The 20,254-nt window shown below is 65.7% G+C and carries 19 protein-coding genes; 6 read left to right on the top strand and 13 right to left on the bottom strand.

Features of this window, described 5'->3' with window-relative positions; all coding sequences use genetic code 11:
• Positions 1 to 11 precede the first annotated feature (11 nt).
• Positions 12 to 644: a uracil phosphoribosyltransferase gene (gene upp, locus Q0330_RS13330; RefSeq protein ID WP_299480138.1), complete on the top strand. Its 633-nt coding sequence runs from the start codon at positions 12 to 14 to the stop codon at positions 642 to 644.
• A gap of 11 nt (positions 645 to 655) precedes the next feature.
• Here the strand turns inward: upp and Q0330_RS13325 are convergent, their stop codons facing one another.
• Together Q0330_RS13325 and Q0330_RS13320 are read right to left on the bottom strand one after the other, a co-directional pair.
• Positions 656 to 1,423 (bottom strand): sulfite exporter TauE/SafE family protein, encoded by a 768-nt coding sequence (locus tag Q0330_RS13325; protein ID WP_299480135.1) that lies wholly within the window; start codon positions 1,421 to 1,423, stop codon positions 656 to 658.
• Between the two features lie 25 nt (positions 1,424 to 1,448).
• On the bottom strand, positions 1,449 to 2,504 hold the full coding sequence (locus Q0330_RS13320) for an AbrB family transcriptional regulator (protein ID WP_299480132.1): 1,056 nt from the start codon (positions 2,502 to 2,504) through the stop codon (positions 1,449 to 1,451).
• Between the two features lie 57 nt (positions 2,505 to 2,561).
• On the opposite strand from Q0330_RS13320, the gene Q0330_RS13315 reads away from it, so the two are divergent.
• Entirely contained in the window at positions 2,562 to 3,254 is a 693-nt protein-coding gene (locus Q0330_RS13315) for a GntR family transcriptional regulator (RefSeq protein WP_299480129.1), read from the top strand.
• A 74-nt stretch (positions 3,255 to 3,328) separates the two neighbouring features.
• Here Q0330_RS13315 and Q0330_RS13310 read toward each other — a convergent pair whose 3' ends face one another.
• Genes Q0330_RS13310 through Q0330_RS13295 form a run of 4 tightly spaced genes read right to left on the bottom strand, consistent with a single transcriptional unit; the run spans position 3,329 to position 7,276 of the window.
• Positions 3,329 to 4,255: an FAD:protein FMN transferase gene (locus Q0330_RS13310; protein ID WP_299480126.1), complete on the bottom strand. Its 927-nt coding sequence runs from the start codon at positions 4,253 to 4,255 to the stop codon at positions 3,329 to 3,331.
• Positions 4,236 to 6,386, bottom strand: coding sequence for a PepSY domain-containing protein (locus tag Q0330_RS13305; protein WP_299480123.1), 2,151 nt, complete (start codon positions 6,384 to 6,386; stop codon positions 4,236 to 4,238). Before Q0330_RS13305 ends, Q0330_RS13310 begins: the two co-directional genes overlap by 20 nt.
• Before the next feature lie 57 nt (positions 6,387 to 6,443).
• The gene (locus Q0330_RS13300; protein ID WP_299480120.1) at positions 6,444 to 6,905 is read right to left on the bottom strand and encodes a DUF2271 domain-containing protein; all 462 of its coding nucleotides are present in this window, start codon (positions 6,903 to 6,905) and stop codon (positions 6,444 to 6,446) included.
• Between the two features lie 11 nt (positions 6,906 to 6,916).
• Positions 6,917 to 7,276: a hypothetical protein gene (locus Q0330_RS13295; RefSeq protein ID WP_299480117.1), complete on the bottom strand. Its 360-nt coding sequence runs from the start codon at positions 7,274 to 7,276 to the stop codon at positions 6,917 to 6,919.
• Between the two features lie 144 nt (positions 7,277 to 7,420).
• Between Q0330_RS13295 and Q0330_RS13290 the strand changes: the two genes are divergently transcribed.
• Together Q0330_RS13290 and Q0330_RS13285 are read left to right on the top strand one after the other, a co-directional pair.
• On the top strand, positions 7,421 to 8,080 hold the full coding sequence (locus tag Q0330_RS13290) for a response regulator transcription factor (protein ID WP_299480443.1): 660 nt from the start codon (positions 7,421 to 7,423) through the stop codon (positions 8,078 to 8,080).
• Positions 8,077 to 9,522 carry an ATP-binding protein gene (locus tag Q0330_RS13285; RefSeq protein WP_299480114.1) on the top strand — a complete coding sequence of 482 codons (1,446 nt, stop codon included), beginning with the start codon at positions 8,077 to 8,079 and terminating at the stop codon, positions 9,520 to 9,522. The genes Q0330_RS13290 and Q0330_RS13285 overlap by 4 nt, the downstream gene beginning before the upstream one ends.
• Positions 9,523 to 9,621: 99 nt before the next feature.
• On the opposite strand, the gene Q0330_RS13280 is transcribed toward Q0330_RS13285, so the two are convergent.
• Positions 9,622 to 10,011, bottom strand: coding sequence for a response regulator (locus tag Q0330_RS13280; protein ID WP_299480111.1), 390 nt, complete (start codon positions 10,009 to 10,011; stop codon positions 9,622 to 9,624).
• 151 nt (positions 10,012 to 10,162) lie between these two features.
• On the opposite strand from Q0330_RS13280, the gene Q0330_RS13275 reads away from it, so the two are divergent.
• Both Q0330_RS13275 and Q0330_RS13270 read left to right on the top strand, forming a co-directional pair.
• Complete coding sequence (locus Q0330_RS13275) at positions 10,163 to 10,477, top strand: hypothetical protein (protein ID WP_299480108.1); 315 nt, start codon at positions 10,163 to 10,165, stop codon at positions 10,475 to 10,477.
• A gap of 39 nt (positions 10,478 to 10,516) precedes the next feature.
• On the top strand, positions 10,517 to 11,395 hold the full coding sequence (locus Q0330_RS13270; RefSeq protein ID WP_299480105.1) for a calcium-binding protein: 879 nt from the start codon (positions 10,517 to 10,519) through the stop codon (positions 11,393 to 11,395).
• Positions 11,396 to 11,689: 294 nt separating this feature from the next.
• Here the strand turns inward: Q0330_RS13270 and purL are convergent, their stop codons facing one another.
• The 6 genes from purL to Q0330_RS13240 form a co-directional block, all read right to left on the bottom strand.
• Positions 11,690 to 13,867: a phosphoribosylformylglycinamidine synthase subunit PurL gene (gene purL, locus Q0330_RS13265; protein ID WP_299480102.1), complete on the bottom strand. Its 2,178-nt coding sequence runs from the start codon at positions 13,865 to 13,867 to the stop codon at positions 11,690 to 11,692.
• Between the two features lie 284 nt (positions 13,868 to 14,151).
• Positions 14,152 to 14,700, bottom strand: coding sequence for a holin family protein (locus Q0330_RS13260; RefSeq protein WP_299480099.1), 549 nt, complete (start codon positions 14,698 to 14,700; stop codon positions 14,152 to 14,154).
• Positions 14,691 to 15,302: a holin-associated N-acetylmuramidase gene (locus Q0330_RS13255; protein WP_299480096.1), complete on the bottom strand. Its 612-nt coding sequence runs from the start codon at positions 15,300 to 15,302 to the stop codon at positions 14,691 to 14,693. The genes Q0330_RS13260 and Q0330_RS13255 overlap by 10 nt, the downstream gene beginning before the upstream one ends.
• Positions 15,303 to 15,381: 79 nt before the next feature.
• A complete protein-coding gene (ccmE, locus tag Q0330_RS13250; RefSeq protein ID WP_299480093.1) occupies positions 15,382 to 15,825 on the bottom strand; it encodes a cytochrome c maturation protein CcmE in 444 nt (147 codons plus the stop codon).
• A gap of 9 nt (positions 15,826 to 15,834) precedes the next feature.
• Positions 15,835 to 16,647, bottom strand: coding sequence for a glutamate racemase (murI, locus tag Q0330_RS13245; RefSeq protein WP_299480090.1), 813 nt, complete (start codon positions 16,645 to 16,647; stop codon positions 15,835 to 15,837).
• 64 nt (positions 16,648 to 16,711) lie between these two features.
• Positions 16,712 to 20,140: an indolepyruvate ferredoxin oxidoreductase family protein gene (locus tag Q0330_RS13240; protein ID WP_299480087.1), complete on the bottom strand. Its 3,429-nt coding sequence runs from the start codon at positions 20,138 to 20,140 to the stop codon at positions 16,712 to 16,714.
• Positions 20,141 to 20,254 lie beyond the last annotated feature (114 nt).

The raw sequence follows: 20,254 nt of genomic DNA, 5'->3' as shown, positions 1-20,254 counted from the left end.
ACGGAGCCCACATGACCCCACATCTCACCGTCGTCGATCACCCGCTGGTGCAGCACAAGCTGACGCTGATGCGCGACAAGAGCACCTCGACCGCCGGTTTCCGGCAACTTCTGCGCGAGATCAGCCTGCTTCTGGCCTATGAGATCACCCGGGAACTGCCCGTCGCCACGACCCGGATCGAGACGCCGCTGCAGGCGATGGACGCGCCGGTGCTGGAGGGCAAGAAGCTGGCTCTGGTGTCGATCCTGCGTGCCGGAAACGGGCTGCTGGACGGGATTCTGGAACTGATCCCCTCGGCCCGGGTCGGCTTCGTCGGCCTTTACCGCGATCCCGAGACGCTGCAGCCGGTGCAGTATTATTCGAAACTGCCGGGCGGGCTGGATGAACGTATGACCATTGTCGTCGATCCGATGCTGGCGACGGGCAATTCCTCGGCTGCGGCCATCGACCTGATCAAGCAGGCGGGGGCGAAGAATATCCGTTTCCTCTGTCTTCTGGCCGCGCCCGAGGGCGTCGCGCGGATGCAGGAGGCCCATCCCGATGTGCCGATCGTGACCGCGGCGCTTGACGAAAGGCTGAACGATCACGGCTATATCGTGCCGGGTCTGGGCGATGCCGGCGACCGGATGTTCGGAACCAAATAGACCAAGGCGATCTATGTGCTGCGCATCAACTCGCTGACGCCGCCATAGATCAGCCGGAGCGACAGCAGGATCAGGATCGTATCCAGCGCCAGCCGGAAGCGGCGGTCGTCCATGCGGTTCAGGACCAGCCGACCGACAAGCGTGCCGAGGAAACCCGCCGCGATCATGGCGACCAGAAAGCCCGCCCAGGCCGCGAAGGCAAAGCCGAGGACCGAGAAGGTCAGCGACTTGACACCGTGCTGGACCGTCATCAGCGCCGCATGGGTGGCGACATGGCCGTGGCGCAGCAGGGCCTGCGACTTGGTGAAGGTGGCCACGAACATGCCGGTTGCACCGAAGAACATGGTCAGGAAGCTGGAAATCGCGCCGACTGTGAAAGGCCAGTCGCGCACGCCCCGGGGTGGGCGGCCCAGCACCGTCCAGATGACGAAACCGCCGACGCCGATCTGTACCCAGGCCGGCGGCAGGTTGATCACCAGCGATCCGCCAAGCGCGGCCCCGGCGATGGATCCCGCCGCGAAGGCGGGCAGGGCGGGCCAGAAGATATGCCGGAAGGTCACCAGTGCCCGCCCGAGGTTGGAGCCGATCTGGATCACCCCATGGGTCGGGATCAGCGCCGCCGGCGGCACCAGCGTGGCCATGACCGCCAGCAGCATCGCTCCGCCGCCGATGCCGAAGGCGACGGTGATCAGCGAGCCCGCGAAACTGGTCCCGAGCAGCGCCGCGAAGGTCACTGCGCTCATCCCCTCGGGCATGAAGCTGGCGGCGAGGTCGATCATCGGGGGCTCTTTCGCGTCGGGGCGCTCAATTCGTGCGGTCTGGCTTGCTGCGCAATCCCAGCACACCGGCCATGAGCGGCGCGCCCAGGATCACCAGCGTCAGCCGCACCAGATGATGCACGACGATGAAACCCAGATCGGCACCGGCGACGATGGCCAGAACCGTCATCTCGGCCTGGCCGCCGGGGGCGAAGGACAAAAATCCCTCGATCGGTGTGGCAAGGCCAAGCTGCACCACCGCTTCGGTCACCGCGAAGGCCAGCACGGCGAGGATCAGCACGAAAATCATCCCCGACAGCACGATGCGCCGCAATTCCAGCAGGGTGACGCCGACATAGCCGACCCCGATGCCCATGCCGATGAAGAACTGCGCGCCCAGAATCGCCTCGCGCGGGGGGCGGTGCTCGATCATGCCGCTGAGCGAGAGGGCGGCGGTCACGATCATCGGGCCAAGAATCGCAGCCCCGAAAAGCCCGATCCGTTCCGCGACTTTCCAGCCGAGAATGGCCGCCGCCGCCATCAGCAGCAACTCGGTCAGCGGCAGGTCGATGGCCGGGGCGCCGACCGGCTGCACCAAAGGGCGGTCCATGGCATAGACCAGAATCGCCGGAACGATGGTGACGATGACCAGCACCCGCGTCGCATGGATCAGCGACAGCGCGCGCACATCTCCGCCGGCTTCCTTGCCGAACAGCACCATGTCCTGTAGCCCGCCCGGCATGGCGGCGAAATACGAGGTCGGCAGGTCGAAGCCGCAGATCTTGTGGAAATAGGGCACACCGACCAGCCCGATCGCGGCGATGTAAAGCGGCACGAAGGCGACCGATCCGGCCATCTGCGGGATCTGGTGGATCACCGCCGGGGTGATCGACGCGCCGACCGCCACGCCGAGGATCGTCCGCGCGGCGTCCGAGATCGGCTTCGCACCCAGAAGCGGCGCCCCCATCAGGGCCGCGATCAGGCAGGCGAACATCGGCCCGAACAGGAAGGGCAGCGGCATGTGCAGGGCCGAGAAGACCGCCGTTCCGAAAACGGCGAGAAGCAGCGTGCCAAGGCGGCGCAGATGTCTGGTTCGGGTCATGTTCGCGTCCGGCAAAAGTCTTGACGGGTTTGTATCCCGAAGTATACTAATGTATCCATGATGGAAACCGTTAATTTTCCCGACCCCAGATCCGAGACCGGCGCGCGCGGGCTGCAGGGCGAAAGCGTCTATGAACGGCTCTGCGATGATATTCGCGCGGGCGTTCTGGCCCCCGGCAGCCGGCTGCGCGAGGCCGAGATCGCCGAGCGCCTCTCGGTCAGCCGGACCCCGGTCCGGGAAGCGATCCGCCGGCTTGAGGCCGAGGGGTTGGTCGATCATCTGCCGCGCAGCGGGGCCACTGTCCGCCGGCTCGACTATTCCGAGACGATGGAGTTATACGAGATGCGCACCGTGCTGGAAGGCACGGCGGCGCGGCTGGCGGCACGGGCGGCCTCTCCGGTCGAGCTTGAGGAATTGCAGGCGATCAACGCCGAGATGCGGGCCGCCGATGGCCAGCCAGAACGGCTCGTGCGCCTGAACCGGCAGTTTCACCGCCGCCTGCTGGAGGCGTCGCGGAACCGTTTCCTTCTGCGGGCCATGGCGACGGTTGAGAATACGCTGCTGATTCTGGGCGCCTCAAGCATGCACCTGCCAGAGCGCGCGGTTGCGGCGGTGGCCGAACATGGAGAGGTGCTTGACGCGCTGTTGATCCGTGACGGCGCCGCAGCCGAGGCCGCCATGCGCCGGCACATGGAACGGGCGCAATTCGCACGGCTGCAGATCCTGCGCCAGGCGGATGGCGTGCCCTAGCTGGCAAACGATCCGAGCTTCAGGGGACCGCTCTTTCCGATGCGCGTTTTCCTGTCGGTCAGGCCAAGAAGCCTCTACTGCCGCATCCCGTTATCCATTGACGAGGCTGCGACTTCCGGCATGGGCAGCCAGTTTGCGGCAATCCCGTGCCGCGTGGCCATGGCCCGGCCGGCCTCCGGCGGCAGGATCATCAGCGCCGTGGCCCAGGCGTCGGCGCGGGCGCAGGTTTCGGCCAGCACCGTCACCGCCGGCACGCCCTGCGCCGGCAGGCCGGTGCGTGGGTTCATGGTATGGCCGATCCGGGCATCGCCGAGCATCACGAAATGCCGGTAATCGCCAGAGCTTGCCAGCGCCGTATCGCCGATCTCGATCAGGGCATTGGCGGCGCGGCGGGTGGGGTCGGGCGTTTCGACCGCGATCCCCCAGGGGCGACCGTCGGGACGCTGGCCGAGGGCGCGAAGTTCCCCGTCGAGACCGAAAAGCGCGTTACCAACGTCCATCGCCCGGGCGGTCTCGGCCATGGCATCGACGGCATGGCCCTTGGCAATGCCGTCGAGGGTCAGGCTCAGGGCGGCGTGTTTGCGCGCCCGGCCGGCGGCGGGGTCGAGTTCCAGCGCCTCTGCCGTCGCCTGCGCGGCCCGGGGCTGGCCGATCATCGCCTCGGGCCGGGTCTGGCCCTGCGCCGCGCCAAAGCCCCAGGCGGCGGTCAGCCCGCCCATGGCGATGTCGAAAAGCCCCTCGGTCTCGGCACCCAGATCCAGCGACAGGGCCAGCAGATCCAGCAATTCGGGCGGCAGCGCGACCCATTCGCCGCAAGGCGCGGCGTTCAGCCGGTTCAGATCGCTTTCGCGGCGCCAGAGACTCGCCTGCGCCTCGATCCGTTCCACCGCCGCCGCGAGCGCCGGGGCAAGGCCCGGCACCGGATCGGCCAGCCGCGCCGTCCAGCGGCTGCCCATGGCGGGACCGGAGAGGGTGACGGGATCAGTAGATATCTTCGACATATCGCCCCTCCTGCTTCAGGGTCGCGACGCTGAGGCCTGCGGGCGCCAGGATCGCATCCAGTTCCGCCGCGACGGCGCGCCCCATGGTGACGCTGCCGCAGACCAGCACCCGGGCGCCGGCCAGGATCTGCCGGCTCAGCCTTGCGGCATCCTCGCGCAGGCTGTGCTGGACATGGCGGCGGTCGCGACGGCTATAGGCGGTGTTGAGCCGGGTCAGCCGGCCATCGCCATGCCAGTTCGCCAGTTCCTCGCGATAGAGGAAATCCGATTCCGGGTGGCGCAGCCCGAAATAGAGGCTGCGCTCGGCCCCCGGTGCGGCGCTGCGCAACAGCCCCGCCATCGGCCCCACGCCGCAACCCGAGGCGACCATCACCAACGGCTCCTCGCCGGCGCGGAAGGCCGGGTTGGGGCGGATGAAGGCGCGGATGCTGTCTTCCGACCCCAGCCCGTAGAGATAGGTCGAGCAGATCCCCCCCGGCACCTTGCGCACGCAGATCTCGGCGAAGCCGTCGCGTGACGAAGACGCCAGCGAATAGAAGCGCGGCGCGGTGGCGCCGGGTGCCATGACGCCCAGCAGATCGCCGGCCTTGAAGCGCGGCCCGCCCAGCCACCAGGGCCGGATGCCGAAGCGCAGGATGGCCGAGGGCGCCTGCACCGCCTCGCCGTAATCGCGGCGCGAGATCAGCGAAAGCGGGCTGAGGCGCGGCAAGGTCGGGCGATGTTCGGGCGAGATTTCCAGCCCGAGGCTGCGGCCAAGATCGCGGCCCCAGGCGTTGAACTCGGCCGGGGATTGGCGGTCGATGCGGCCCATCGGCATCAGCCGGGGCCAGCCATGGCGGGTCAGATCGGCCAGCACCGTTTCGGCATAGCCGCAGAAGGCCGGAAAGGCGCGGTCGCCGAAGCCCAGCACCGCGACCGGCAGCGGGGCCGCATGACCCAGCCGGTCCAGAAAGCCGTTGGCCGAGGCCGGCGCGGTGCCGTCGCCATAGGTCGCCGTCATCAGGATCAGCGCCTCGGCCCGGGGCATCGCGCCGAGATCGTTCATCTCGCCCAGATGGACGCGACGCCCGGCCTCGGTCAGGGCCTTGTGAAGGCTGGCGGCAAAGCCACGGGTCGAGCCGCCCTCGCTGCCGGTCAGGATCACCAGATCGGCCTGATCCATGGGGATATTGCCGGGAATGCGACGGCTGCGCAGGCGCCGCGACAGCCAGATCGTGGTGCCGGTCCCGGCCAGAACCGGCACCATCGCCGCCACCAGCCCGAGCGCGAGGCCGACCAGCCACAGCCCGTGCCCGGTATGCAGCCGATAGGCCCATTCCCAGATCCGCGCGCCAAGCCCATGCGCTGCCTCGGCCAGGACCTGCCCGCTGGCCGGGTCGATCTGGGCGCTGGCACTGTCGCTTTCCAGCAGGATCACGTCGCCCGCCCGTGCCGGCAGGCGCAATTCACGGAGGGTCTCCAGCGGCGCAGCAAGACCCGCCATCTCGTCCAGCGGCAGGACGGTTTCGGCACTGGCCGTCACCATCGGCAAGGGCGGATTGCTGTCATCGGGAACGAAGCCGAAGCTTGCCGCCGACAGCCAGACCCCGGTCAGCGAGGACAGTGCCAGCCCGACCACCGCCGCCCGGCCGATGCGGGCGTGCCAGCCCTTCGCATCCCCGGTCCGCACCGCGCCGCCCAGCCGGTTCCAGCCGCCAAGCGAGCGCGCCAGCAGCCACAGCCCCGATCCGGCGATCAGCGCCATGACCCCGGCCATGATCCCGACCGCCGCGCGCCCGGCATCGCCAAGCTGCAAGGACCGGTGAAAGCCCTTGATCCAGCGCATCACCGGCCCCTCGACCACCTCGGGCAGCGCCGCGCCGGTTGCGGGATCGACGGTCAGCTGGTGGATGCCGGTCTCGTCGCGGACCTGCGCGCTCAACACGCCGTTCGGGCTGCGGCTTAACGCCTGCAGGCCGGGCTGGGCGATGGCGATGGCCTCGGTGGCATCACCGATGCTGAGTTGGGCTGCTGAAGGCGCGGCCACATGCTCGATGGTCGGCTGCACCGACAGATAAGCGCCACTGGCGGCGATCAGGGTCAGGAAAAGGCCGAGCGCGAGCGCCGGCAGGGAATGGAAGCGACGTATCATGGGGATGGTCCGAAGGTTGGGGCTGCAGCGGCGGCAGGCACCGCCGCAGCCGTCAGGTCACATGTCGTAGCGCAAGGACTGCACGAAGCCGCTGCCGGCAACCGGCTGGCCGGCCCCGGCCGAGGTCAGCGGCACCACCACATCGGCGGGGGCATCGCCCATATCCTCGACCGAACTGTCGACGCGGATCTGATAGCCGGCATCGAAAAGCGCATCGGCCAGATCGACGGTCACGCTGAGTGTGCGCCCCGATCCGACCGAGGCCCCGGTCACACCATCGGGCACGGCACCGCCGGTGGCGCGATACCAGTCGGTCAGATGCGGCCACCATTTCGCCTTCGGCGCCGCCAGCCAGAGCGTGCCCTGATAGGCCCCCTGTTCGTCGGTCACATAGATGGCGACAAAGGCACCCTCGCCGCGATAATCGGTCATCTGCGTGGTCAGCGTGACCTCTCGGGCCTGGGCAAGCGCCGGGGTGCCAAGCGCGGCGAGCGTCATCAGGGCTGTCATCGGTTTCATGGCGGTCTCCGTCAGTTGGTGGTGGCGCGCGGGGCACCGATCAGCGGGTTCTGCGCCGGGGCAGGGCCGGTGCGACGCGGCGCGCTGCGACGATCGTCGTCATCGTCATCATCGTGATCATCATCATGATCATCGTCATGATCGTGATGGCGCCCGCGACGGTGGTCGTGATCGCCCCGGCGGCCATCCTTGCGCCACCAGCGATTGTCGTCGTCGTCATTATCGGCCAGTTGGATCGGGGCCGCATCTTCGGCAAGGCCGGATTTTCCGGCGACAAGGCGCGCTTCGCTGTCGCTCAGCGCAGCAAGGGCGGGCAGGGCCACGCCCGAAAGAACAACGGCCATGACAAGGCGTCGGGTTGGGGTCGACATGGTTTTCTCCTGTGTCTTTTCAGTCTCGATGCCTCCGGTTTCGCAGCCTTGCCTGACGCCTGTCTGAACGGGGACAACCGCGACGTTCAGCCTGCTGTCAGCTTCCTGCGATCATGCTAAGCAGACCGAAAGACCGGAGTGACAATGCGCATCTTGCTGATCGAGGATGACCAGGGGCTCGGCTCGGCCGTGCGCGACCAGATTGCGGCGGATGGCCATTCGCCGGACTGGGTGCAGACCCTGGCCGAGGCCGGCGACGCCGAACGCACCACCGCCTATGACCTGATTCTTCTCGACCTGATGCTGCCCGATGGCGCGGGGCTGGGCTTTCTGCGCGGCCTGCGCGCGCGTGGCTCGGTCACGCCGGTCATCATCCTGACCGCCCGCGACCGCATCACCGAACGGATCGAGGGGCTGAATGCCGGCGCCGACGACTATATCGTCAAGCCCTTCGACCTGGCCGAGCTTTCGGCCCGGATCGGCGCTGTCGCCCGGCGCTATGCCGGCAACCCCAATCCGCTGATCGAACTTGGCGATCTGTCCATCGACCTGGCTGACCGCGCCGTCACCGGGCCGCAGGGCCGGATCGACCTCTCCGCCCGGGAATGGGCGATCTTCGATGCGCTTCTGGCACGGCCGGGCGCGATCCTGTCCAAGGCGCAGCTGGAAGAGCGGCTCTATTCCTTCAATGCCGAGGTCGAGAGCAATACCATCGAGGTCTATGTCAGCCGCCTGCGCAAGAAGCTCGGCGCGGCGGTGATCGAGACGGTGCGCGGCATGGGCTACAGGCTGGGCCAGCCATGAAGGTGCCAAGCCTGCGCCGCGAACTGACCTGGCGGCTGTCGCTCGGGTTGCTGCTGGCCTGGATGCTGGCGCTTGCCGGGGCCGGCTGGGCGCTGAAGGCGCGCACCGACCATATTTTCGACAGCGCGCTTCAGGAAACCGCCGAGCGCATCCTGCCACTCGCGATCATGGAGAACGAGGCCGACAGCTATCGCCGCAGCCAGTCCGACCCGCGCCGCCGCAGCAGTCGCCGGCATGATGACGATGACGACGACCATGACGACGATCACGACGACCGCCCGCGAGAGATCCGCCGCCTGCCGGAACCCGCCCCGCATGAGGAATACCTGACCTATCTTCTGCGCGACCGCGACGGTCATGTGCTGGTCTATTCGCATGATGCCGATCTGGATGGCTTCGACGACGATGCGCCGCAGGGCATGTCGACGGCGGGCGGCTATCGCCTCTATACGCGCAGCACGACGGACGGCGCCTATACGATCCAGATGATCGAGCCGCTTTCGGTCCGGCGCAAGGCGCTGATCTCCAGCCTGGTGCTGATGCTGCTGCCGCTGTTCCTGATGCTGCCCCTGGCCGTGCTGGCCATCCATCGCAGCCTGCAACGGGGCCTTCGCCCGGTCGAAACGCTGGCTGCGGAACTCGGCCAACGCGGTGCCCAGAACCTCACCCCCTTGCCCGAAATGGACCTGAAGGCCGAGCTGATCCCGATCCGCGACGCCGCCAACCGGCTGATGGAACGCGTCGAGCTGGCGCTGGAGGCCGAGCGCAGCTTTTCCTCGAATGCCGCGCATGAGCTGCGCACGCCCATCGCCGCGACCCTCGCCCATACCCAACGCCTGATCGAGGAGGCCCCCGAAGGTCCCTTGCGCGACCGTGCCCGCAAGGTCGAGGCCGAGCTCAAGCGCATGACCCGGCTGGCCGAGAAACTGCTGCAACTGGCCCGGGCCGAGGGCGGCGGCGTGATCGCGAGCGCGCCCCATGACCTTACCCCGGTGCTGGCCGCCCTTGCCGACGATCTCGGCCGGGACCTGCCGCCGGGCCGGATCGCCCTGTCGCTGCCCGAGCGCGCGGTGATGTCGCGCCTCGATCCTGACGCTTTCGCGGTTCTGGCCCGCAACCTGATCGAGAACGCGCTGTCGCATGGTGCCAAGGACAGCCCGGTCGAGGTGACGCTTTCGGCAGACGGCACCCTGACCGTCGCCAATGACGGCCCTGTGGTTCCGCCAGAACGCCTTGCCCTTCTGACCACCCGCTTCGAACGCGCCGGCAGCCGGGCGCCGGGTTCCGGCCTCGGGCTGACCATCGCGGCGGGCATCGCCTCGGCCATGGGGGCAGAGCTATACCTGTTCTCACCCCGTCAAGGCCTTGAAAGCGGATTTGCCGTCTCGGTCGATGTGATCCCGGATCGTTCCGCGCGGAGAGAGCAGGGCGCAATCGGATAAGCTCAGGGCATTTCGACCCTTGTCAAGCGCCTGTGCCTGCCGTGTGAAGGTTGCGGCGATCTGCCTTTCCAGCCAGCCTTGGCGGGATCCTTCTGGTGGCTATGCGGTCAGGGAAGGGTGCCCCTGTTCGGTAATGACGTGCAGCGCCATGACCAGCTTCTGCGGGTCGAATGGTTTCACGATCCAGCCGGTCGCACCGGCATTGCGGGCGCGGGCCTTCAATTCCGGGGCGCTTTCGGTCGTCAGCATGAGAATCGGGGCCGCGCGCAGCCGGTCGATCCTACGCACGGCCTCGATGAAGCCGAAGCCGTCCAGGCGCGGCATCCTGACCTCTGAAATGATGGCGTCGGGGTGAAATTCTTCCAGCAGTTCCAGCCCGTGCAACCCGTCTTCGGCGGTGGCCACGATCATGCCGGCGCCGGTCAGCGAGATCCGCAGCATGTCGCGCATGGTCCGGCTTCCATCGACGGCAAGTATCTTCAGGCTCATGGAGGTGGTCCTATCATGTCCGATAGAGCTTCGGGTCAGGCTCAGGTGGTGGTCGTGTCCGGCTATTGTCAGGACCGTGTTCTGTTTAGATCGATATCGCGGCACAATCCATACTGAACGTCTCATTTTATCTATTTCAGGCGCTCGGGGCGTGCGCGATCCGCAGGCGATTTGGAGAATGTCTCATTCTGAAATCTGGCACCAATTGAGGCGGTTATGGGCGAAATATCAAATGGACCGGCCTATTCGTGGGGATCGGAAAAACCCGCCCGATTTCACCGATAGGGTGATTATTCGCCATGCCGGCATGGGTGGTGTGACGGCGGACCGATCCAAAGGCGAGGATCAAGATCATAATGGCGACAGGTTGTCTGATCGGACCGAGGCAGGCATTTCTGATCTTTCCCGACGCTTTCGCCGGAAGAAAATTTCAATTCCTACTATCTTTCCTGTTAAGATATGTTAGCCTGCATTTGTTACATGGTTAAATTAAAGGGTGATAAAGATGGCTGATATTATTGGAACCAATGGGAACGACGAACTGATCGGCACGGAATTCGCCGATACGATCAGCGGTCTTGTCGGGAACGATACGATCTTTGGCGGTGACGGCGCGGATAAACTCTACGGCAATGCCGGCGATGACCGGATTTGGGCTGGTGTCGGAGATACCGGCAACGACCGCGTCTGGGGTGGCGACGGCAACGACATTCTTGGCGGCGGCGCTGGTATTGACCGCCTTTGGGGCGACGCTGGCGATGACGGCCTTTGGGGCGGCGCGGGTAATGACTTCCTCTGGGGTGGCGACGGCAACGATCTTTTGGGCGGCGGCGCCGGCGACGACGATCTTTATGGTAATGACGGCAACGACACCGTATGGGGCGGAACCGACTCTGACTGGCTCGAAGGCGGTATGCACGACGATCTGATGGGTGGCGGCACTGGGAATGACTTCCTTTATGGCCAGGACGGCAATGACACTCTGTTCGGCTATCTCGGCATTGATGTACTTAGTGGCGGTTCTGGTGACGACGTTCTTTATGGCGGAGACGGTAACGACAACCTCTCCGCAGGTTCAGGGACGGATGAGCTTTGGGGGGGTGCCGGAAACGACAACCTCACTGGCGGGGCTGGACAGGATACCTTCAGATTTGCCTCGGGTCACGGAACCGACAACGTCTCCTCTTTCAACGCTGGCGCAGGTGGCGACGTGATTGACCTGACGGCATTCGGGTTTACGGGTCAGACGTTGGGCGACCTGATCGGCAACGGCGATATCGTCGATTTCTTGGGGAACGCCGAGATCACGACAGAGACTGGATCGATGATAACCATCATTGGCGTAACCACAGCCATGCTTCACGACGACAATTTCCTGATCTAGGAGATTTGTGCGTGGACAGGTTTCTCTGGTGATCGTGCACTGTTGCTGTCACCAGAGAGGCTGAGGTCAACCATATCGACAAAGTCTGCGCCGGGATCCTGCTTCCAGGGTCCCGGCGTTCCATTGTGGTAATGGTCAGGCCGCATCTGGTGTGATCGCCGATGGCTGCAAGCTGGGCCTGGATATCGGCTTTGCCTGGCACGCCCCGCCACTGGTGGGGCCTGCGTCATTCCGCTGAAACGAAAGAACGACATCGCCAGACGATGGCGACCGCATCTGTCGTTCGGGCCGGACTTAACCCAGCGGTTCCTCGCCATGGATCGCGTCCGAAAAGGCGCTGCGATAAAGCCGCGACAGTTCCGCCAGATCGCCCGCATCCACGCCCATTTCCACGGCCATGCCGCCGAACTGCCCGACCTCGGCTGCCGGCACGCCGGCGGCATCGGCGGCTTTCAGCAGGGCTTCGGCCCCGGCAGCGTCGCAGGCGACCAGATAGCGCGCCTGATCCTCGCCATAAAGCTGGGCGATGTCATCGGATTGCAGGCGTATACCGATCCCCGCGCCCTCGGCCATCTCGAAAGCCGCAAGCGCCAGACCGCCATCCGACAGATCGGTCGCCGCCCGCAGATGCTTGCGATTGGCGCGCAGGAATTCGCCATGCCTGCGCTCTGCCGCCAGATCGACCGGCGGGGCGTCGCCCGCCTCGATCCCGAAGGCTTCGGCGGCAAGGGCGGACTGGCCGAGATGGCCCTTGGTCTCGCCGATCAGGATCGCGATATCGCCATCCTCGGGCAGGCCGGCGATCATCTCATCCAGATCGGTCAGCAGCCCGACCGCGCCGATGGTCGGCGTCGGCAGGATGCCCTGACCGTCGGTTTCGTTATAGAGCGAGACATTGCCCGACACGATGGGCATATCCAGCGCCGCCACCGCCTCGCCGATGCCTTTGATCGCGCCGACGAACTGGCCCATGATCTCGGGCTTTTCGGGATTGCCGAAATTCAGGTTGTCGGTGGTCGCGAGCGGCAGAGCGCCACAAGCGGTCAGGTTGCGATAAGCCTCGGCCACCGCCTGCTTGCCGCCCTCATAGGGGTTCGCCTTGACATAGCGCGGGGTCACGTCGCTGGTGAAAGCCAGCGCCTTGCCGGTGCCGTGGACGCGCACGACGCCGGCGCCAAGCCCCGGACGGCGCACGGTATCGGCGCCCACCTGGGTGTCATACTGTTCCCAGACCCAGGCCTTATGCGCATGGTTCGGGCTGCCGATCAGCGCCCGCAGCGCCTTGATCGGCGTGATCGCGGGCAGATCGGGCAGGGCGCCCGCCGCAGGCGTTTCCACCCAGGGGCGGTCGTATTCCGGCGCGCTCGACGACAGTTTCGACAGCGGCAGATCGGCCTTCACCTCATTGCCATGCAGGATCAGGAAGCGGTCCTCGGCAATGGTTTCGCCGACAATGGCGAAATCGAGGTCCCATTTCTCGAAGATCGCCCGCGCCTCGGCCTCGCGTTCGGGCTTGAGGACCATCAGCATCCGTTCCTGGCTTTCCGACAGCATCATCTCGTAGGCGGTCATATGGGTTTCGCGCTGCGGCACCGCGTCGAGGTTCAGCCGGATGCCCAGCCCGCCCTTGTCGCCCATCTCGACCGCCGAGCAGGTCAGGCCGGCCGCGCCCATGTCCTGAATGGAGATCACGCTGTCGGTCGCCATCAGTTCCAGACAGGCTTCCAGCAGGCATTTCTCGGTGAAGGGGTCGCCGACCTGAACGGTGGGGCGCTTTTCCTCGATGGTGTCGTCGAATTCAGCCGAGGCCATCGTCGCCCCGCCGACCCCGTCGCGCCCGGTCTTGGCGCCCAGATAAACCACCGGCATCCCGATCCCCGAGGCGGCGGAATAGAAGATCTTGTCCGTATCGGCCAGGCCCGCGGCGAAGGCGTTCACCAGGCAATTGCCGTCATAGGCGCGATGAAAGCGCACCTCGCCGCCGATATTGGGCACCCCGAAAGCATTGCCGTAAGCGCCGATCCCTTCGACCACGCCCTTGACCAGATGCGCGGTCTTGGGGTGCTGGGGGCGTCCGAAGCTCAGCGAATCCATCGCCGCGATGGGGCGCGCGCCCATGGTGAAGACATCGCGCAGAATGCCGCCGACGCCGGTCGCGGCGCCCTGATGCGGCTCGATATAGGACGGGTGGTTGTGGCTCTCCATCTTGAAGACCACGGCCTGACCGTCGCCGATATCGACCACGCCTGCATTCTCGCCCGGGCCGCAGATCACCTGCGGGCCGGTGGTCGGCAGGGTGCGCAGCCATTTCTTCGACGACTTGTAGGAGCAATGCTCGTTCCACATGGCCGAGAAGATGCCAAGCTCGGTAAAGCTCGGCTCGCGCCCGATGATGTCGAGGATGCGCTGATATTCGTCGGGCTTCAGCCCGTGCGCCGCGATCAGGTCCTCGGTGATCTCCGGTTCGTTCATGGCCGTCCCCCGATATTGCTGGATGGGCTGCCTTTTAGGCGCAGTGCCGGCGAAGGGAAAGGGGGCGTTCATCCCTGCCGGCGCAAAAGCGCTGTGGCCGGCGGGCAAAAAAAAGCCGGGCATGAAGCCCGGCCCAAGTCCAACAGGGAGGTGAAGGTCTGAGAGTTGCCTCAACCAGCGCCTTCGAGGACTGATGTAGGGGCAGGCTGCCCTGTAATCAAGCATGAACGTGCTGCATATGCAGCATATCCGCTATGCATTGATTACATGGCAAACTCTTCCGTTTACGTTAGGGAAGCCTGACGGCTGGCGACCCAATCCTGCAATGCGGCGTTATCGCCCAAACCGATTGGTCCGTCTGCCGCCATGTCGGAGGAACCCCGTTCCGGGCCGCCGGGTGCGGGCAGGACCGATTTCTCGATCTTCTGCGGAAAGCTGCGGGCGCGGAAGTAATGCGCCTCTCGCGCGCCGAAATAGAACGAGACGATGGCGCCCAACAGCCACCAGAGCGGTTCGGGCACGGTCTGCAACCCAAGCATGCGTTGCGAAAATCCGGCGGGCTCGATCATCGCATAGACAAACAGGCCAAGCGTCCCCAGCGTCAGGAAGGGCCGGGGCAGGCGGTTGAGGCCGTTCATCAAATCGTCGAACCACCCCCGACGATTCGCGCCGAATTCGGCGGAAAGCTGGGTGATGGCGTGGTGGTAAGCCTCCTCATCCAGTTCCATCCGCCGGGTGGCGTTCTCGCGGAAGATTTCAGTCACATTGGCGGCGGCGTTGGACACCGTCTCGGCGGCGGCACCCATGCCGAGGAAGCGGTCGATCATGCCCATCTGGCGGTCCTTTCGCGGTGCTGGCTGGCGCTCAGGTGGTATTTCGGGGCGATGAACGCCTCGGCCCGGGTGATCCAGCCGCCCTTGCCGCCGGCGCGAGTGGCGGCGTATTTGCGGCTGGCGGGGCGGGCATCGGCGAGGGCGTAGTAATAGTTGCGCCGCGCGATCCCGTAGGCATCGGCGATGTGGTGCGGTGCAGCTTTCGCGGCGGCGCTGACGGCGGCAATGGTGCGTGGGCCGATCAGACCGTCATCTGCGGCCGGAAAGCCCATCGCACTGACCAGCTGTTGCAGGATCTTCACCGCATTTGCGCCGGCATTGACATACATGTCGAAGACGCTGGCGTGCAGTATACTTGGCAGGCGTTCGATGCCGGGCCGGCGGAAGTAATGTTCCTTGAAGATGTTCGCCGCCTGCGCCCGGCTTAGCGCCTTCACATCTGCGGTATCGACGCGCCCGTCGCCGTTCAGGTCCAGCCCGAGGCGCCGCATCGTGCCGATGGTGACGCCGTAATTCGTCGCCCCGCCCGGGTCGTCAGGGTCGTTCACATACCCCCCTTCACGCGCCACGATCTCGGCGGCGATTTCATCCACGGATTTCATCCCGTCCCCCTTCTGCTTTGAAACGGGGACGAGGCTGCGCCTGATGCGTTAAGCGCGGGTTAAGAAGGCGGGCGTTGCCCTAGCTGTTCGGGTCCTCGTAGACGCCGGTTGCCTTCAGCGAGTCGATGACTTCCTTGGGCATGTAATTCTCGTCATGCTTGGCGAGGATCTCGGTGGCGACGAAGGTCTCGCCCTGCATCTTGCCGGTGCCGATCATGCCCTGACCTTCCTCGAACAGGTCGGGCAAGACGCCGGTGAAGCTGACCGGGATCGAATAGTCGCCATCGGTAACGCTGAAGCTGATCGTCTCGCCCGCGCCACGGGTCAGGGTACCGTCCTCGACCAGCCCGCCAAGGCGGAAGACCTCGCCATCCGAGGGCGGTTCCTCGACCACCTGGGTCGGTGCGCGATACAGGTTGATGCCGTCCTGAAACCCGTAGCCGATCAGGACCGCGGCCAGCCCGATGGCCAGGGCGGCGGCAATGAGGATCTGGATTCTACGTTTCTTTTTCAACGACTTCATGGCGATTCCTCAGGCGGATTCGAAGGGGATCTTCTGGCGCAGGAACTGCGTTGCCTTGGACGAGACCCGGGCGGGATTGCCGGTGGTCAGGCATTTCGATTCCGTGCCGCTGCCGATGAATTCGGGGCGGCGCTCCAGATAGTCGGCAAGGCTTTCGGCGACCAGGCTGGCCTGGCTGAACAGCGTCACTTCGGGGCCGAGGGCGTGTTGGAAAGCGTCCTGCATGAACGGGTAATGCGTGCAGCCGAGGATCGCGGCCTGCGGGTGCGGCATCCGGCGCTTCAAGGCCTCGACATGGCTGGTGACGAGCGCTTCGGCCAGGATCTCGTCGCCATCCTCGATCGCATCGACGACGCCGCCGCAGGGCTGTGCCTCGACATCGACGCCGATGGCGCGGAAGGCCAGTTCGCGCTGGAAGGCGCGGCTGGCGACGGTGGCCGGCGTGGCGAACAGGGCCACATGCTTCACCGCGACCTCGCGCGGGGGCGAGTTGTCGCCCCATTGCCGTTCGGTCAGCGCCTCGATCAGCGGCACGAAGACGCCCAGCACGCGCTTGTTCGGGGGGACGAATTTTTCCTGCATCCGGCGCAGCGCGGCGGCAGAGGCGGTGTTGCAGGCGAGGATCACCAGATCGCAGCCCTCGGCCCAGAGCCGTTCGGTCGCCGCGCAGGTCAGTTCATAGATGTCGTCGGCGGTGCGCACGCCGTAGGGCGCATGGGCATTGTCGCCGAAATAGACAAGCGGCAGATCGGGCAGCCGGTTGCGGATCGCCTTGTAGACGGTCAGCCCGCCCAGACCCGAATCGAAAACGCCTACCGCCATGTTCCGCCCCTGCCAGTTCAGATCGCGACATAAGCCGCGACCTGCCGAAAGTCCATGACAGAGGTCATTCCGCCGCAGTTGCCAGCGGTGTGCCCCCGGCGTCGAAAGCGGCCAGCAGTTCGAGGCGTCGCGCCCTGGCGGTGGCGATGGCCTCGTCCTTGACGAAGCCGTAACCCTTGATCGAGAGCGGCAGCCGGCAAAGCTCTCGCGCGGTCTCGACCGTGGCCGGGGTGATGCGGGGCAGGATCGCCTTCATGTCACCCTCGAACTCGGCGATGGCGGCGCGCTCGGCCCGGCGCTCGGCCAGCCAGCCGAACGGGTCGAAGGCGGTGCCGCGCAGCGCCTTCATCCGCGCCAGTAGCCGGAAGGCGGGCAGGATCCAGGGCCCGAATTCGCGCTTCTTCGGTCGCCCGTCGGCATCGCGGCCGGGCAGGATCGGCGGCGCGAGGTGGAAGGACAGCTTCGTGTCGCCATCGAATTCGCGGGCCACGCCCTCGGCGGTTTTCAGGTGCAGGCGCGCGACCTCGTATTCGTCCTTATAGGCCAGCAGCTTGAAATAGCCCTCGGCCAGATCCGCGCGCAGATCCTCGGGCGCCCGCGCGACAAGGTCGCGGAAGCGCTGCGCGTAGGCCGCATCCTGATATTCGGTCAGGAAACCGGCGCGGTAGTCGATGGGATCGACGGGCGCGGGTTCGGCCGGCGCGGTTGCGGCGGCGACGGCTTCGGGGGCGACCATCGCCCAACGGCCGATCTGGAAGGCCCGCTGGTTTTCCGCGACCTTGGCACCGTTCAACTCGATGGCCTTCAGGATCGCGTCTTCGCTCAGCGGGATCAGCCCCTGCTGCCAGGCGGCGCCCAGCACCAGCATGTTCGAATAGATCGAATCGCCAAGTGCCGATTGCGCCAGCTTGTTGGCGTCGAAGAAGGCCGCGCGATCCCCCAGCCGGGCCTGCAGCGACAGCTTCAACCGCTCGGACGGGATCTGGAAGTTGCGGTTCTTCGTGAACTCGCCGGTGATGATCTCGTGATCGTTGACCACGGCGCCGGTGCGGCCTTGCGTCATCAGCCCGATGGTCTTGGCCCCCGCCGTCACCACCAGATCGCCGCCGATGATGCAATCGGCCTCGCCCACGGCGACGCGGATGGCGCTGATATCCTCGGGGCGGTTGGCCAGGCGCAGGTGGATATGGACCGCGCCGCCCTTCTGGGCGAGGCCGGCCATCTCCATCATCCCGGCGCCCTTGCCGTCGATATGCGCAGCCTGCGCCAGCACCGCGCCGATGGTCACGACGCCGGTGCCGCCGACGCCGGTGATGACGATATTATGGGTGCCGTCGATGGCGGGCAGGCCGGGCGCGGGCAGGGCGGGCAGATCGAGCGCTGCCGCCTGCGGCTTCTTCAGCCTGCCGCCCCGGACCGAGACGAAGCTTGGGCAGAAGCCGTTCACGCAGGAATAATCCTTGTTGCAGCTGGATTGCTCGATCTGCCGCTTGCGGCCCAGTTCGGTGTCCAGCGGCACGACCGAGACGCAGTTCGACTGCACCCCGCAATCGCCGCAGCCCTCGCAGATCTCGGGGTTGATCCAGATCCGTCGGTCGGGATCGGGAAAGAGGCCCTTCTTGCGGCGGCGGCGTTTCTCCGCCGCGCAGGTCTGGATATAGAGGATCGCCGAGGTGCCGCCGCGCCCGGCCAGTTCCTTCTGCACCGACATCATCTTGTCGCGGGTTTCCATCCGCAGCCCGTCGAATTGTCCGGGGTCCACATCCTCCTTGTCGTCATAGACCACGACCACCGGATCGACGCCCATCGCCACCAGTTCGCGCGCGATCTGGGGCGCGGTCAGCCCGCCCTCGTTCGGCTGGCCGCCGGTCATGGCGACGGCGTCGTTGAACAGGATCTTGTAGGTGATATTGGTCTTCGTATCGACCGCGTGACGGATCGCGAGACTGCCGGAATGATTATAGGTTCCGTCGCCAAGATTCTGAAAGACATGAGGTCTTTTCGAAAATGGCGCCTCGCCGACCCAGTTCGCGCCCTCGCCGCCCATCTGGGTGAAGCCAAGCGTGTCGCGGTCCATCCACTGCACCATGTAGTGACAGCCGATGCCGGCATAGGCGCGGCTGCCCTCGGGCACGCGGGTCGAGCTGTTATGCGGGCAGCCCGAGCAATACCACGGCGTCCGAACCGCGAGTTCCGGCGCATTGTCGGCACGGCGCGCGGCGGAAAGCTTCTCCAGCCCGGCGCGGATGCCCTCGGTTCCCCGGCCTTCCTCGATCAGGATACCGCCCAGCTTTTCCGCGATCATCACCGGGTCGAGCGCGTAGCGCGTCGGGAAGACCTCCTCGCCAGTGCGGTCGTGCTTCCAGCCGATGACGCGGCGGCCATGGCGGTTGTCGAAGATGGCTTCCTTGACCTGCACCTCGATCAGCTTGCGCTTTTCCTCGACCACGATGACCAGATCCAGCGGTTCCGACCATTCCTGGAAGGACTTCATGTCCATCGGGAAGGTCTGGCCGATCTTGTAGGTGCTCAGGCCCAGCCTTTCGGCCTCGTCCTCGTCGATGCCCAGAAGGGCGAGGGCATGAACCAGATCGAGCCAGTTCTTGCCCGCCGCCACAAAGCCGATCTTGGCGCCCGGCTTGCCCCAGACCGGTCGGTCAAGGCGGTTGGCGCGGGAAAACGCCTCGGCCGCGAAACGCTTGAAGTCGATCATCCGGGCTTCCTGCGCGACCGGCGTATCGCCCAGCCGGATGTTCAACCCGCCATCGGGCATCTTGAACTGCGGAGTCACGAAATTCAGCCGGAACGGGTCGCCATTGACCACGGATGTGGCCTCGACCGTGTCCTTCATCGTCTTCAACCCGGTCCAGACCCCGGCAAAACGGCTGAGCGCGAAGGCGTAAAGCCCATAATCGAGAATTTCCTGCACGCCTGCGGGCGAAATGACCGGAATATAGGCATCGACCATGGCCCAGTCGGATTGATGCAGCACGGTCGAGGACTCGCCCGTATGGTCGTCGCCCATGGCCATGACGACCCCGCCAAGCGCCGAGGAGCCGGCCATATTGCCGTGCCGCATCACGTCGCCGGAACGGTCGATCCCCGGCCCCTTGCCATACCACAGCGCGAAGACGCCGTCATATCTGCCCTCGCCGCGTAGCTCGGCCTGCTGGCTGCCCCAGATGGCGGTGGCGGCCAGATCCTCGTTCAGCCCGGGCTGGAACAGGATGTCGTTCTGTTTCAGTAGCTTGTCGGCCTTCATCATCGCCAGATCGACCCCGCCGAGCGGACTGCCGCGATAGCCGGTGACCAGCCCGGCCGTGCTCAGCCCGGCCTGCCGGTCGCGGGCCTGCTGCATCAACATCAGCCGCACCAATGCCTGCGTGCCGTTCAGCAGCACCTGCGATTTCGACAGATCGAAGCGATCCGCCAGTGAGAATGCCTGTTCCTGAGGAACCCCCATCTCGCCCTCCATGCTCGCGGTGGTTGTCATCATTATATGTCAGTAATTCTGACCCACAAACGAAAAACGCGATGTTTACTTATGTTGCCCGGACGGGCGTTCCCGGGTAAGAGTTGCATTGTTTCCGGGGCATCTTCGTTAGAA

It is taken from the genome of uncultured Paracoccus sp. (genome assembly GCF_937873615.1).
Taxonomy (GTDB): Bacteria; Pseudomonadota; Alphaproteobacteria; order Rhodobacterales; family Rhodobacteraceae; genus Paracoccus.
Note: the sequence above shows the minus strand (reverse complement) of the source record. Positions and strands in the feature narration are given on the sequence as shown.

Excerpts from the sequence above, each read along its gene's own strand:
- Q0330_RS13255 (WP_299480096.1), bottom strand. The coding sequence starts at position 15,302 with ATGAAATCCGTGGATGAAATCGCCGCCGAGATCGTGGCGCGTGAAGGG.
- Q0330_RS13295 (WP_299480117.1), bottom strand. The coding sequence starts at position 7,276 with ATGTCGACCCCAACCCGACGCCTTGTCATGGCCGTTGTTCTTTCGGGC.
- Q0330_RS13290 (WP_299480443.1), top strand. The coding sequence starts at position 7,421 with ATGCGCATCTTGCTGATCGAGGATGACCAGGGGCTCGGCTCGGCCGTG.
- murI (WP_299480090.1), bottom strand. The coding sequence starts at position 16,647 with ATGGCGGTAGGCGTTTTCGATTCGGGTCTGGGCGGGCTGACCGTCTAC.
- Q0330_RS13260 (WP_299480099.1), bottom strand. The coding sequence starts at position 14,700 with ATGGGCATGATCGACCGCTTCCTCGGCATGGGTGCCGCCGCCGAGACG.
- Q0330_RS13310 (WP_299480126.1), bottom strand. The coding sequence starts at position 4,255 with ATGTCGAAGATATCTACTGATCCCGTCACCCTCTCCGGTCCCGCCATG.
- Q0330_RS13320 (WP_299480132.1), bottom strand. The coding sequence starts at position 2,504 with ATGACCCGAACCAGACATCTGCGCCGCCTTGGCACGCTGCTTCTCGCC.
- Q0330_RS13240 (WP_299480087.1), bottom strand. The coding sequence starts at position 20,140 with ATGACAACCACCGCGAGCATGGAGGGCGAGATGGGGGTTCCTCAGGAA.
- Q0330_RS13285 (WP_299480114.1), top strand. The coding sequence starts at position 8,077 with ATGAAGGTGCCAAGCCTGCGCCGCGAACTGACCTGGCGGCTGTCGCTC.
- Q0330_RS13315 (WP_299480129.1), top strand. The coding sequence starts at position 2,562 with ATGATGGAAACCGTTAATTTTCCCGACCCCAGATCCGAGACCGGCGCG.
- Q0330_RS13305 (WP_299480123.1), bottom strand. The coding sequence starts at position 6,386 with ATGATACGTCGCTTCCATTCCCTGCCGGCGCTCGCGCTCGGCCTTTTC.
- Q0330_RS13300 (WP_299480120.1), bottom strand. The coding sequence starts at position 6,905 with ATGAAACCGATGACAGCCCTGATGACGCTCGCCGCGCTTGGCACCCCG.
- Q0330_RS13325 (WP_299480135.1), bottom strand. The coding sequence starts at position 1,423 with ATGATCGACCTCGCCGCCAGCTTCATGCCCGAGGGGATGAGCGCAGTG.
- upp (WP_299480138.1), top strand. The coding sequence starts at position 12 with ATGACCCCACATCTCACCGTCGTCGATCACCCGCTGGTGCAGCACAAG.
- Q0330_RS13270 (WP_299480105.1), top strand. The coding sequence starts at position 10,517 with ATGGCTGATATTATTGGAACCAATGGGAACGACGAACTGATCGGCACG.
- ccmE (WP_299480093.1), bottom strand. The coding sequence starts at position 15,825 with ATGAAGTCGTTGAAAAAGAAACGTAGAATCCAGATCCTCATTGCCGCC.
- Q0330_RS13280 (WP_299480111.1), bottom strand. The coding sequence starts at position 10,011 with ATGAGCCTGAAGATACTTGCCGTCGATGGAAGCCGGACCATGCGCGAC.
- purL (WP_299480102.1), bottom strand. The coding sequence starts at position 13,867 with ATGAACGAACCGGAGATCACCGAGGACCTGATCGCGGCGCACGGGCTG.